The following is a 13024-nucleotide window of genomic DNA, read 5'->3' on the forward strand; positions in this document are numbered from 1 at the left end:
CTCGAAACCGAAGGTCGGCGGCCGCGCGTAGACACAGCGGCTCGGTAGTCGAGGAGGTGAATCCACCTCCCGGTTGCGGTCGCTCGAGCTCGCGAATCGGCTGCTCAGCGCCGGAGGCTGGGGCATGATGAAAGCAGAACCCCGTCCAGTTCATTGAATAGGAAGACCCCCGAGATGACCCAGCTCACGCTTTCCGCGCGACGGGCCGCGCTGGAGCGGGAGTGGGCGATGTGGGTGCCTGGTGGCGTCGGGGTTTCGGGGGCCGGGGTGCGGACCGAGGTGGCGCAGTCCTGGTCGCGGTCGTTGCGGACGGTGGATCCGGGGCGCGGGCACGCGCCGGTCAGCGAGACCGATATCGGGCCGCGGTGGGCGGAGTCCGCGTTGCGAGGGCCGGTTACCGAGCTGAAAGAGCAGTTGCACAGCGTCGCCTATGACGCCGGGTACGTCGCGGCGGTCACCGATGCCTCGGGGACGATCCTGTGGTCCTACGGCGGGCCCGTCATGCGCAGGCGGGCCGAGCAGGTGAACTTCGCGCCCGGTGGCCGGTGGGACGAGGCGCACATGGGGACCAACGCGTTGTCGCTGGCTTTGCGCACCGACCAACCGCACACCGTGTTCTCGGCCGAGCATCTCGTTGCGGCACTGCACGGTTGGGTCTGTTACTGCGCGCCGATCCGCGCCGCCGACGGCACCCTGCTCGGCGTACTCGACCTGTCCACCACCTGGCAGCGGTCGCACCCGCTGGCCATGGCCACCGTGCGCACGCTGACCAGCGCCATCGAATCGAAACTGCCCGCCGCCGCGCCCGAGCCACGGGGAATGCGACTCACCAGCCTGGGCACCGGTCGGCTGATGCGCGACGGTCAGCAGATCCGGTTGCGGCCACGCCACCTCGAGATCCTGACCCTGCTCGCCCTCGACGACGACGGCTACAGCCACGAGCGCCTGCACTACGCCGTCTACGGTGATCGCGCGGTCGGCGCCAGCACCCTGAAATCGGAGATGTCGTATCTGCGCCGCGCCACCGGCGGCGACATCACCAGTCGCGTCTACCGTTTCACCACACCCCTGTCCTGCGACGCCGTCGACGTGCTGCGCGCCATCGAGCGAGGCGACCTCGACACCGCCGTTCGCCTGTATCACGGTCCGCTGCTTCCCGATTCGGAGACACCGGGCATCACCGCATGGCGCGATTACCTCGAAGTCGCCATGCGCAACGCGGTACTGAACAGCCCGGACGCGAATCACGCACTGACATACGGCGATCGCGCCCCCGACGACATCGCCGTCCACGAACACGCCCTCACCCTGCTCCCCGCCCGCGACGCGCGCCGCGCCGTAGCCACCGCACGCCTGCACAGCGCATTGCGCGCATAGTGCCCGTTCTCGGCGCGCCTCCGCTAAAAGTCACCTCTTCAACGTTTCATCAACCCTGAGCAGGGATAGTGATGGGCGTCACGATTCACCGGAATCAGCGAGGAGCCACCGCACATGATCTACGCCAAGCCGGGCACCGAGGGCAGCATCGTCAGCTACGCGCCGCGATACGACAATTTCATCGACGGCAAGTGGATCCCGCCGGTGGAAGGCCGCTATTTCGAGAACACCTCCCCGGTGGACGGGCAGCCGTTCTGCGAGATCGCCCGCTCGAGCGCCGCCGATGTGGAACTTGCGCTCGACGCCGCCCACCGCGCGGCACCCGCCTGGGGTGAAACCTCGGCCGCCGAGCGCGCCAACATCCTCAACAAGATCGCCGACCGGATCGAAACCAATCTCGAGGCGCTCGCCGTCGCCGAGACCTGGGACAACGGCAAGCCGGTCCGCGAGACCCTGGCGGCCGATCTCCCCCTCGCGGTCGACCACTTCCGCTATTTCGCCGGCGTGCTGCGCGCGCAGGAGGGCGGTCTCAGCGAGGTCGACAAGGACACCATCGCCTACCACTTCCACGAGCCGCTCGGCGTTGTCGCGCAGATCATTCCGTGGAACTTCCCGATTCTGATGGCCACCTGGAAGCTGGCGCCGGCGCTGGCCGCCGGAAACGCGGTGGTACTGAAGCCCGCCGAACAGACCCCCGCCTCGATCATGAAGGTCGTCGAACTCGTCGCGGATCTGCTGCCGCCGGGAGTTCTCAACGTGGTCAACGGTTTCGGTGTCGAAGCGGGCAAGCCCCTGGCGTCGAGCCCGCGCGTGGCGAAGGTCGCGTTCACCGGCGAGACCACCACCGGCCGGCTGATCATGCAGTACGCCAGCGAGAACATCATCCCGGTCACCCTCGAACTGGGCGGCAAGAGCCCCAATATCTTCCTGCCCGACGTGATGGCCGCCGACGACGACTACCTGGACAAGGCGATCGAAGGGTTCGTCATGTTCGCCCTCAACCAGGGTGAGGTGTGCACCTGTCCGTCGCGCGCGCTGATCGCCTCGTCGATCTATGACGAGTTCATGGCCCGCTGTGTGGAGCGCACCAAGGCCATCATCAGCGGCAACCCGCTCGACGAGGCGACCATGATCGGCGCGCAGGCCAGCAACGATCAGTTCGAGAAGATCCTGTCCTACATCGACATCGGTAAGAAGGAGGGCGCCGAGGTACTCACCGGCGGCGCGGTCCGCAGCGTGGACGGGCTGTCCGACGGCTTCTACATCGAGCCGACGATCTTCAAGGGCAGCAACGACATGCGTGTGTTCCAGGAGGAGATCTTCGGCCCCGTCGTCGCGGTCACCACCTTCGACACCACCGAGGAGGCGCTCTCGATCGCCAACGACACCCTCTACGGTCTCGGTGCGGGCGTGTGGACGCGCGATATGAACACCGCCTACCGCCTCGGCCGCGGCATCAAGGCGGGTCGGGTGTGGACCAACTGCTACCACGCCTACCCCGCGCACGCGGCGTTCGGCGGCTACAAGAAGTCCGGCATCGGACGTGAGAACCACAAGATGATGCTCGATCACTACCAGCAGACCAAGAACATCCTGGTCAGCTACTCGGCGACGAAGCTCGGCTTCTTCTGATGGTGCAGCGTGTCGGCCTCACCGAGAAGGCCGCGGCGCTGCTGGGGGAACTGACCGGGCAGCACGGCCCGGTCATGTTCCACCAGTCCGGTGGTTGCTGCGACGGCAGCTCGCCGATGTGTTACCCGCGTGGGGAATTCCGGGTCGGCGGTTCGGACGTGCTGCTGGGGTACCTGCCCGGCGATACCCCGTTCTGGATGAGCGCCGACCAGTTCGAGTACTGGAAACACACCCATCTCACCGTCGATGTGGTGCCGGGACGCGGCGGCGGGTTCTCCCTGGAGGCTCCCGAGGGCGTGCGATTCCTGATCCGCTCACGTCTGTTCACCGACGAGGAAGCGGCCGCGCTCGAGGCGCAGCCGCCACCCACCGGGTAGCCCGAAACTCGTCCGCGCAGGTCAGCGGTGCTCGATACGCACCGCTGACCTGACGGATCCACCGCCGTAACAGACATCGAGCATTCTGCAATCCTCGACGAGCACTGTGGCCGGTCGAACGCGCATCTGTCTGTTGACGAGGAGCTCGCACGTGAGTACAGAAATCAGCCCCGCCACCGGTGGGGACACACCGGTCGACGACTACCTCGCCAAACGCACCCTGCGCAAGGGCTCGGCGGGCTGGGTGCTGCTCGCCGGTCTCGGCGTGAGCTATGTGATCTCCGGCGACTTCTCCGGCTGGAACTTCGGTCTCGCCGAGGGCGGATTCGGCGGTCTGCTGATCGCCACGATCGTGATCGCCGCGATGTATCTGGCGATGGTACTCGGCATGGCCGAACTGTCCTCGGCGCTGCCCGCAGCGGGCGGCGGCTACACCTTCGCCCGGCGCGCGCTCGGCCCGTGGGGCGGATTCGCCACCGGCACAGCCATTCTCATCGAGTACGCGATCGCGCCCGCGGCCATCGCCACCTTCATCGGCGCCTATGTGGAGTCGCTGAACCTGTTCGGGATCACCGACGGCTGGTGGGTGTATCTGGCGGTCTACGCGCTGTTCATCGGCATCCACCTGGCCGGGGCGGGCGAGGCGCTCAAGGCGATGTTCGTGATCACCGCGATCGCGCTGGTCGGTCTGGCGATCTTCGCTTTCGCGGCGGTCGGCCGATTCGACATGGCCAATCTGACCGACATCGCGGCCGATCCCACGGCCACCGGATCGTCGTCGTTCCTGCCCTTCGGCTATCTGGGCATCTGGGCCGCCATCCCGTTCGCGATCTGGTTCTTCCTCGCCGTCGAAGGCGTTCCGCTGGCCGCCGAGGAGGCCAGCGAGCCGGAGAAGAACGTGCCGAAGGGCATCATCGTCGCGATGCTGCTGCTGTGCGTCACCGGCGCGGCGGTGCTGTTCCTCGTGACCGGCGCGCTCGGCGCCCAGAGCGCGTCCGCCTCGGGCAACCCCCTCGTGGAAGCGCTGGGCGACAGCTCGGCGGCGAAGGTGGTCAACTACATCGGCCTGGCCGGTCTGGTCGCCAGCTTCTTCTCGATCATCTACGCCTATTCCCGCCAGACCTTCGCGCTCTCGCGCGCCGGCTACCTGCCGACGGTCCTGTCGGTGACCAACTCCCGCAAGGCGCCGATGCTGGCGCTGATCGTGCCCGGCATCATCGGCTTCGCCCTCTCGCTCACCGGCAAGGGCGCGATGCTGCTGAACATGGCCGTGTTCGGCGCGGCGCTGAGCTACGTGCTGATGATGGTGAGCCACATCGTGCTCCGCAAGCGCGAACCGAACATGCCGCGCCCGTATCGCACCCCCGGCGGCATCGTGACCACGGCCTTCGCACTGGTCATCGCGGCCGCGTCGGTGGCCGCGACCTTCCTGGTCGACCCGACGGCCGCCCTGTGGACCCTCGGTGTGTTCGTCGCCTTCATGGCCTACTTCGGGCTCTACAGTCGCAAACACCTGGTCGCGAAGTCGCCGGACGAGGAGTTCGCGGCCATCGCCGAGGCGGAATCCGAACTGGAGTAGCGCCGGAGGATTCGTCGGCCGACAGATTCTCGCGAAAGGGACCCGATGACCGTGTACCGCAGCACAATCGGCGTCACAACCTACACCTTCGACGGCGTGATCGACCTGATGGCGAAGGCCACGCCCCTGCGCAGCGGCGACGAACTCGCCGGATGCGCGGCCGCCACCGATGCCGAGCGCGCCGCGGCGCAGTGGGCGCTGGCGGAGTTGCCGCTCGTCACGTTCCTGAACGAGGTCCTCGTACCGTACGAAACCGACGAGGTCACCCGGCTGATCATCGACGGTCACGACCGGGTGGCCTTCGGGCCGATCGCGCACCTGACGGTCGGCGGGCTGCGGGATTGGTTGCTCGCGGTCACCGCGACCGAGGATGCGGCGGCGACGCTGGCCGCGGTGTCGCCGGGGCTGACGCCGGAGATGGTGGCCGCGGTCAGCAAGATCATGCGCAATCAGGACCTGATCGCGGTGGCCGGGGCGGCCGAGGTGACCGCGGGATTCCGCACCACCATCGGCCTGTCCGGCCGGTTGAGTACGCGATTGCAACCCAATCACCCGACCGACGATCCGCGTGGGATCGCCGCCGCCACCCTGGACGGTCTGCTGCTCGGTTGTGGCGACGCGGTGATCGGGATCAACCCGGCCACCGATTCGCCGCGGGCCACCGCCGAGCTGCTGCACCTGCTCGACGAGGTGCGATCGCGCTTCGACATCCCGACCCAGTCGTGCGTGCTCTCGCACGTGACCACGACCATCGGGTTGATCGAGGCGGGTGCGCCGGTGGACCTGGTATTCCAGTCCGTCGCGGGCACCGAGGGCGCCAATACCGGCTTCGGCGTGAACATCTCGCTGTTGCGCGAGGGCAACGAGGCGGGGCGATCGCTGCGGCGCGGCACCGTCGGCGACAACGTGATGTACCTCGAGACCGGGCAGGGGTCGGCACTGAGCGCGAACGCCCATCTGGGCGTGGGCGATCGGCCGGTGGACCAGCAGACCCTCGAGGCGCGCGCCTATGCCGTGGCCCGGGATCTGCGACCACTGCTGGTGAACACCGTCGTGGGCTTCATCGGACCCGAGTACCTCTACGACGGCAAGCAGATCATTCGCGCGGGCCTCGAGGACCACTTCTGCGGCAAGTTGCTCGGCCTGCCGATGGGCGTGGATGTCTGCTACACCAATCATGCCGAGGCCGATCAGGACGACATGGACACCCTGCTCACCCTGCTCGGCGCGGCCGGTTGCGCCTTCGTCATCACGGTTCCCGGCGCCGACGACGTGATGCTGGGCTACCAGAGCCTGTCGTTCCACGATGCCCTGTACGCCCGCCAGGTCCTGAACCTGCGCCCCGCACCGGAATTCGAGGCCTGGCTCTCGGGCCTCGGCATGCTGGACGCGAACGGCCGTGTGCGACAAGTGGAACCGCTGTCCTCTCCCCTGCGAGCCCTGACGGCATCCCGATGAGCGCCCGTCACTCGGCACCCGAACCGAACGCACACCCCGCTGACGCCGACCTGGAGCGCACTACCGACGCAGCCGAGGCTGGGCCGCCCCCGGTCGAGTCCGAACCTGCTGTACCGCAACCAGTTCCAGATCTCGGCACTGCCGAAGCGGGCACGGGCGAAGACTTCTGGCGCGACTTGCGCGGCAGCACCCAGGCCAGGATCGGACTCGGCCGCACCGGTGACGCACTACCGACCGCCGAGGTCCTCACCCTGCGCGCCGCACACGCCGCCGCCCGCGACGCGGTGCACCTACCCCTCGACGTCGCGGCCCTCATCGAGCAGATCACCGCGGCGGGGCTCGGCGCACCGGTCGCCGTCACCAGCCGGGCGGCGGATCGCGCCGAATACCTGCGCCGCCCCGACCTCGGCAGACTGCCCGACGACCTGACCACGATCGCGAACTCCGGCGCCGACATCGGCATCGTCCTCGCCGACGGCCTGTCGCCACGCGCCCTGTCCGAGCACGCGCCCGGCCTGCTCGCCGCGGTGGCCGCCGAACTCGGCGACGACTACACCCTCGCCCCGCCGGTGATCGCCACCCAGGCCAGAGTGGCGCTGGGCGACCATATCGCCGAAGCCATGGGCGTGCGCACGGTCCTGGTCCTGATCGGCGAGCGTCCCGGCCTCTCGGTCGCCGACAGCCTCGGCATCTACCTCACCCATCTGCCCCGACCCGGCCGCGCCGACGCCGAACGCAACTGCGTCTCCAATATCCATCCGCCCGACGGTCTCGCCTACGCCGACGCCGCCCGTGTGGTGGCGGGTCTGGTCGCGGGTGCTCGCGCCCTCGGCCGCTCGGGAGTCGACCTCAAGGACACCTCGCGCACCGAGTCGCTCGGCACCACCGAAACCCTGACCGCCCCTCCCCCATGAGCTGACCCAGACACCAGAGTGATGAGGAGCACGTTCGACATAAGACGGGGACGATCGCTCCCTAGAGTGATCCTCATGATCCGCACCGCCGCCCTCGCCCATGTCCGCGACCGCAGGCTGATTCAGACGCGTCCCGAAGGTAAGGATGTCTTCTACATGGCGGGCGGCAAGATCGACCCCGGCGAGACTCCATTACAGGCGCTACATCGCGAGATCGAGGAAGAACTCGGCGTCGGCCTGGCCGGAGTCGCCGAGTTCGGCGTCTTCGAGGCCGAAGCCTTCGGCCACCGCCGCAACACCGGCCTGCACATGACCTGTTTCCGGGCCGAACTCACCGGAGAACCCTTCGCCACCGGCGAGATCGCCGAATTCCGCTACTTCACCGTGAGCGAATACGCCGCGATGGAGCACGTCGCGCCCGGCTCGATGATGGTGTTCCGGCGCCTGCACGAACTCGACCTCATCGACTGGTAGTTCGCGGACGGTGTCGATTGCGTAGCGACCGAAACGAACCTCTCGACGGCAGCGATCCCATACCTGTGAACATGCCGACATCCGCCGCGCCGATGACAGTGTCCGAGCGCCGTGCCGCCCTACGCCAGCTCATCGCGTTGTTCGGCCTGATGAACACGATGATCGAGTTGAGCGCGGGCGGCGCGTCACGGTCGGTGGCCGAACACGCGGCCACCGCGCGCGACCTGGTCGGCGAACTCGTCGCCGACCTCGCCGCGGCGGGTTAGGTGCTCTGCTTCGGTTCGGATTCCTCGACGGTGATCGCGCCGGGCTCGGTGCCGTCGTCGGCCTTCTGATCCGGTTCCGGATGCTCGGGTTCGAAGGTTTCGGGTAGGCCCTTGAGGTGCTTGTTCATCGAGCGGACCAGCAGCACCGTGCCTGCCAGCAGGATCAGGATGACCAGCAGGCCCAGCGGGGAGGCCTTGCCGAACTCGGGGCCCGTCGGTTGCTGTGCGAGGTAGACCAACATCACCGGTCGTTGTCCTCGATGCCGGCGAACAGGTCGGTCTCCGGGATAGCGGTGGATACGCGCGTCTTGGCCAATTCGAACTCCTCGGTCGGCCAGAGCCGCTGCTGCATCTCCAACGGGATCGCGAAGAACGCGCCGTTGGGGTCGATCTGGGTCGCGTGAGCGCGCAGTGCGTCGTCACGCTGGGGGAAGTATTTGGAGCATTCGATCTGGGTGGTGACGCGACCCATGATGTCGCCACGCGCCTGCGTGTACTGCTTCATCCGGTCCAGCCACTCCTGCAGCGGGAACGGTTCACCGATGCGCTCGTACTCCGCGGAGAACGCTTCCAGGCGCTTCATGCTGAAGCCGTGGTCGTAGTAGAGCTTGAGCGGCGTCCACGGCTCGCCCGCGTCGGGGAACTTCGTCGGATCGCCCGCCGCCTCGTACGCGGCCATCGAGACCTCGTGGCAGCGGATGTGGTCCGGGTGCGGGTAGCCGCCGTTCTCGTCGTAGGTGGTGATCACCTGCGGCTTGAACTCGCGGATCACGCGCACCAGCGCCTCGGTGGACTCCTCGAGCGGCACCAGCGCGAAGCAGCCCTCCGGCAGCGGCGGCAACGGGTCGCCCTCGGGCAGGCCGGAGTCCACGAAGCCCAGCCAGTGCTGGCGCACGCCGAGCGCGTGGGCGGCCGCGGCCATCTCCTCGCGCCGGACCTCGTTGATCCGGTCCAGCACACCGGGGGTGTCCATGGCCGGGTTCAAAATGCTGCCGCGCTCGCCGCCGGTCAACGTCACGACGAGCACCTCGACGCCTTCCGCGGCGTACCTGGCGGTCGTCGCGGCGCCCTTACTCGATTCGTCGTCGGGGTGGGCGTGCACTGCCATGAGGCGAAGGCCACTCACTTCTCGTTCACCGTCGCTCTCGCTCGCGGGTGTCAGATGTCGTTACCTATAGTTCCATCCGACCCCCTGTTTGTTCCGACCACCCCCGGGAGCGCGAAACCGATGACCGAGCCCGCACCGGACTCCGCCGCGACCTCGGCCGCCGCAGCAGCGCGACACGCCGATCGATACGGCACGAAACCACCTGCGCGTCGCCTGTGGCTGATGGTTTTGCTCGGTGTCGGCGTGGTGGCGGCGGGATTCGTGGTGGCCTATCTCGGGTTCCAGAAATACGGCCCGAAGGCGATCGAGACCGAACAGCTGGGTTACGTGGTCGTCGACGACGCCACCCTGGACGTGCGGATCAAGGTCACCCGCGACAACCCACAGCAGGCCGTGGTCTGCTTCGTGCGGGCGATGGACCGCGACGGCGCCGAGGTGGGGCGCCGCGAAGTACTCGTGCCGGGCTCGGACTCGACCAGCGTGCAGGTGGCCACCACGGTGAAATCCTCGGCCCGCCCGTCGGCGGGCGATATTTATGGTTGCAGCGACCAGATTCCCGACTACCTGCGCGTCAGCGACCGGTAGAGCAGCGCCGAATAGCCCGCCTGACTAGCCTGACCTGCATATTTGTGGGACATGCTAAAATGGTCTGATACACGGTTCCGGGGTTCGGAGCCGTGTTTGCTGCATTGGCGGCCAGCGGTGCTGTTTGTGGGTATCGGGTTCACCCCCAGGATCGCTCCAGCCGTCGGGCTGGTGCATGCCCTCCTCCGGGAGGTTTCGCGCCGGTTTCAGGGAATCCCGGTACGCCGGGAACAACTACTAGGGAGTGATCGAGATGACCGAGAATGTGACCTGGCTTACCCAGGAGTCGCACGACAGGCTCAAGGGCGAGCTGGACTCGCTCATTGCCAACCGTCCGGTCATTGCCGCCGAGATCAACGAGCGCCGCGAAGAGGGCGACCTCAAGGAGAACGGTGGCTACCACGCCGCGCGCGAAGAGCAGGGTCAGCAGGAGGCGCGCATCCGCCAGCTGCAGGAACTGCTGAACAACGCCAAGGTCGGCGTCGCCCCCACCAAATCCGGTGTGGCGCTGCCGGGCTCGGTCGTCACGGTCTACTACGACGGCGACGAGGGCGATACCGAGACCTTCCTGATCGCGACCCGCGAAGAGGGACTCGGCGCCACCGGCCTCGAGGCCTACTCGCCGAACTCGCCGCTGGGCGGCGCGCTGATCGACGCCAAGGTGGGCGAGACCCGCGAGTACACACTCCCCAACGGCAACACCATGAAGGTAACGCTGGTCAGCGCGGAGCCGTACCACAGCTGATCTCGCTGAACATTCAGAACCCGAACGCAAGCGGCCGCATCCGATATCCGGATGCGGCCGCTTCGTCATGTGTGTCGGGTCCTGTTCAGCTCAGCGCCTGCTCGACATCGGCGAGCAGATCGCTGATGTCCTCGATGCCGACCGAGAGCCGGACCAGGTCGGCGGGAACCTCCAGTGCCGAGCCCTCGGTGCTGGCGTGGGTCATCGCACCGGGGTGTTCGATGAGCGATTCGATACCACCCAGCGATTCGGCCAGCGTGAAGATCTCGGTCCGCGAGCAGAACTTCAGTGCCGCTTCCCGGCCACCGGCCAGGCGCACCGAGATCATGCCGCCGCTGCGGCGCATCTGCTTCTGCGCGATCTGGTAGCCGGGATGCGTGGGCAGACCGGGGTAGATGACCTGCGAGATGGCCGGGTGGTTGGTCAGGAACTCCGCGATGACCTCGGCGTTGTCGCAGTGCTTCTCCATGCGCACGGCCAGGGTCTTGATGCCGCGCAGGGTGAGGAAGGCGTCGAACGGTCCGGGGACAGCGCCCGCGCCGTTCTGCAGGAACGCGAAGTCCTTGTCGAGGTCGGCGCTGTTGGTGATGAGCGCGCCGCCGACGACATCGGAGTGACCGCCGAGGTACTTGGTGGTCGAGTGCAGCACCACATCGGCGCCCAGCGACAACGGCTGCTGCAGGTACGGGGTGGCGAACGTGTTGTCCACCACCAGCTTCGCGTCGGCCTCGTGGGCGATATCGGCCAGCGCGGGGATGTCACCGATGCTCAGCAGCGGGTTGGTCGGCGTCTCGATCCACACCAGCTTGGTGTTGGGCCGGATGGCCGCGCGCACCGCGTCCAGGTCGGCGATGTGGGCGGGCGAGTGCTCGATGCCCCACTGGCTGAAGACCTTGTCGATGAGCCGGAAGGTGCCTCCGTAGGCATCGTCGGGGATGACGATGTGGTCGCCGGGGCGCAGCATCGCGCGCAGCGCGCAGTCGGTGGCCGCCATACCCGAGGCGAAAGCGCGTCCGAAGCTGCCCGATTCGAGGGCCGCGAGGTTGGCTTCCAGCGCCGTGCGGGTGGGGTTGCCGGTGCGCGCGTACTCGTAGCCACCGCGCATACCGCCGACGCCGTCCTGGGCGAAGGTCGAGCTCGCGTAGATGGGCACGTTGACCGCACCGGTCTGAGGATCGGGTTCGTATCCGGCGTGCACGGCCCTGGTGGAGAATCCCAGCTCACTCATCACCCCAGACTAGTTGGCCGCGTCCCGGTGTGATCGCGGGGGTGCGGCCCTGGTCGAAGTGTCTGTTTCGGGCCTGGTGCTGCGGTTAAGCTCACGGCATGGTCACTGTCGAAGAGTTGTTCGCCATCGATCCGTTGCTGTCGGCGCAGGAGCGCGAAATCCGCGATACGGTGGCGCGATTCGGGGAACGCAGGCTGCGACCACACCTCGCCGACTGGTTCGAGAACGCCACCTTCCCGGTCCGCGAGATCGCGCCGGAGCTCGGCAAGCTCGGGCTGCTCGGCATGCACCTCGACGGGTACGGCTGCGCGGGCGCGTCGGCCACCGAGTACGGGCTCGCCTGCCTGGAACTCGAAGCCGTCGACTCCGGCGTGCGCAGCATGGTGTCGGTGCAGGGCTCGCTGGCGATGACCGCCATCCACTTCTTCGGTTCCGAGGAGCAGAAGCAGCAGTATCTGCCCGCGATGGCGGCCGGTGAGGTGATCGGGTGCTTCGGGCTCACCGAACCCGACTTCGGGTCCAACCCCGGCGGGATGCGTACCAGGGCGCGACGCGACGGCGACGACTGGATCCTGAACGGGTCGAAGATGTGGATCACCAACGGATCGGTCGCCGATGTCGCCGTCGTCTGGGCCTACGCGGACGAGCCAGGCACGGACAAGCCACGGGTGCGCGGCTTCCTGGTGCCCGCCGGCACACCGGGTTTCACCACTCGTGAGATCCATCGCAAGCTGTCGCTGCGCGCATCGCTCACCGCCGCGCTGGATTTCGACGACGTGCGGCTGCCCGCCGATGCCGTGCTGCCCGAATCGCGAGGTCTCGGTTCGCCGCTGGCGTGCTTGAGCGAAGCGCGATTCGGCATCGTCTTCGGTGCGCTCGGCGCCGCACGCGACTGCCTGCGCGCGACGATCGACTACGCCCGCACCCGCGAGGTCTTCGACAAGCCGCTCGCGGGCTACCAGCTCACCCAGGCCAAACTGGCCGACATGGCGCTCGAACTCGGCAAGGGGCACCTGCTCGCGCTGCACCTGGGCCGGTTGAAGGATCGGCACGAGATCACCGGCGAGCAGATCAGCGCGGGCAAACTCAACAGCACCCGCGAGGCCATCGCGATCGCTCGCGAATGCCGGACCATCCTGGGCGCCAACGGCATCACCCTCGACTACCCGGTGCTGCGCCACGCCAACAACCTGGAGTCGGTGCTCACCTACGAGGGCACCGCCGAGGTGCACCAACTGGTCATCGGCAAGGCACTCACCGACGCCAACGCGTTCCGGTAGG

At 67.6% G+C, this 13024-nt stretch carries 14 protein-coding genes; 11 read left to right on the forward strand and 3 right to left on the reverse strand.

The features are described from left to right. Window positions 1-174 precede the first annotated feature (174 nt). The 8 genes from NA12_RS16665 to NA12_RS16700 all read left to right on the forward strand — a co-directional run bounded on the left by NA12_RS16665 (window position 175) and on the right by NA12_RS16700 (window position 8077). Window positions 175-1377: a transcriptional regulator gene (locus NA12_RS16665; protein ID WP_067451404.1), complete on the forward strand. Its 1203-nt coding sequence runs from the start codon at window positions 175-177 to the stop codon at window positions 1375-1377. Window positions 1378-1491: 114 nt separating this feature from the next. Next, window positions 1492-3009: an aldehyde dehydrogenase gene (adh, locus tag NA12_RS16670; RefSeq protein WP_067451408.1), complete on the forward strand. Its 1518-nt coding sequence runs from the start codon at window positions 1492-1494 to the stop codon at window positions 3007-3009. After that, entirely contained in the window at window positions 3009-3386 is a 378-nt protein-coding gene (locus NA12_RS16675; protein WP_067451413.1) for a DUF779 domain-containing protein, read from the forward strand. The genes adh and NA12_RS16675 overlap by 1 nt, the downstream gene beginning before the upstream one ends. A gap of 151 nt (window positions 3387-3537) precedes the next feature. Further along, window positions 3538-4965 carry an ethanolamine permease gene (gene eat, locus NA12_RS16680; protein ID WP_067451416.1) on the forward strand — a complete coding sequence of 476 codons (1428 nt, stop codon included), beginning with the start codon at window positions 3538-3540 and terminating at the stop codon, window positions 4963-4965. Between the two features lie 45 nt (window positions 4966-5010). Beyond that, entirely contained in the window at window positions 5011-6423 is a 1413-nt protein-coding gene (locus NA12_RS16685; protein WP_067451419.1) for an ethanolamine ammonia-lyase subunit EutB, read from the forward strand. Then, window positions 6420-7337 carry an ethanolamine ammonia-lyase subunit EutC gene (eutC, locus tag NA12_RS16690; protein WP_084472820.1) on the forward strand — a complete coding sequence of 306 codons (918 nt, stop codon included), beginning with the start codon at window positions 6420-6422 and terminating at the stop codon, window positions 7335-7337. The genes NA12_RS16685 and eutC overlap by 4 nt, the downstream gene beginning before the upstream one ends. A 75-nt stretch (window positions 7338-7412) precedes the next feature. Beyond that, complete coding sequence (locus NA12_RS16695; protein ID WP_056816067.1) at window positions 7413-7811, forward strand: NUDIX hydrolase; 399 nt, start codon at window positions 7413-7415, stop codon at window positions 7809-7811. Between the two features lie 71 nt (window positions 7812-7882). Beyond that, window positions 7883-8077: a hypothetical protein gene (locus NA12_RS16700; protein WP_132369685.1), complete on the forward strand. Its 195-nt coding sequence runs from the start codon at window positions 7883-7885 to the stop codon at window positions 8075-8077. Here the strand turns inward: NA12_RS16700 and NA12_RS16705 are convergent. Then, the gene (locus tag NA12_RS16705; protein ID WP_067451425.1) at window positions 8074-8319 is read right to left on the reverse strand and encodes a hypothetical protein; all 246 of its coding nucleotides are present in this window, start codon (window positions 8317-8319) and stop codon (window positions 8074-8076) included. The two genes, NA12_RS16700 and NA12_RS16705, sit on opposite strands and share 4 nt — an antisense overlap. Beyond that, window positions 8319-9185 (reverse strand): mycothiol conjugate amidase Mca, encoded by an 867-nt coding sequence (gene mca / locus NA12_RS16710; protein ID WP_132369686.1) that lies wholly within the window; start codon window positions 9183-9185, stop codon window positions 8319-8321. The genes NA12_RS16705 and mca overlap by 1 nt, the downstream gene beginning before the upstream one ends. A gap of 120 nt (window positions 9186-9305) precedes the next feature. On the opposite strand from mca, the gene NA12_RS16715 reads away from it, so the two are divergent. Next, the gene (locus NA12_RS16715) at window positions 9306-9770 is read left to right on the forward strand and encodes a DUF4307 domain-containing protein (RefSeq protein WP_067451431.1); all 465 of its coding nucleotides are present in this window, start codon (window positions 9306-9308) and stop codon (window positions 9768-9770) included. Between the two features lie 253 nt (window positions 9771-10023). Further along, a complete protein-coding gene (gene greA, locus NA12_RS16720; RefSeq protein WP_056813695.1) occupies window positions 10024-10515 on the forward strand; it encodes a transcription elongation factor GreA in 492 nt (163 codons plus the stop codon). 85 nt (window positions 10516-10600) lie between these two features. Here greA and NA12_RS16725 read toward each other — a convergent pair whose 3' ends face one another. Further along, complete coding sequence (locus tag NA12_RS16725; protein ID WP_067451434.1) at window positions 10601-11743, reverse strand: cystathionine gamma-synthase; 1143 nt, start codon at window positions 11741-11743, stop codon at window positions 10601-10603. Window positions 11744-11841: 98 nt separating this feature from the next. Here NA12_RS16725 and NA12_RS16730 point away from each other — a divergent pair, with 98 nt between their 5' ends. Next, on the forward strand, window positions 11842-13023 hold the full coding sequence (locus NA12_RS16730) for an acyl-CoA dehydrogenase family protein (protein ID WP_067451437.1): 1182 nt from the start codon (window positions 11842-11844) through the stop codon (window positions 13021-13023). The last annotated feature ends 1 nt before the right edge of the window (window position 13024 follow it).

This window comes from Nocardia alba NBRC 108234 (assembly GCF_001612665.1).
GTDB classification, from domain to species: Bacteria; Actinomycetota; Actinomycetes; order Mycobacteriales; family Mycobacteriaceae; genus Nocardia; species Nocardia alba.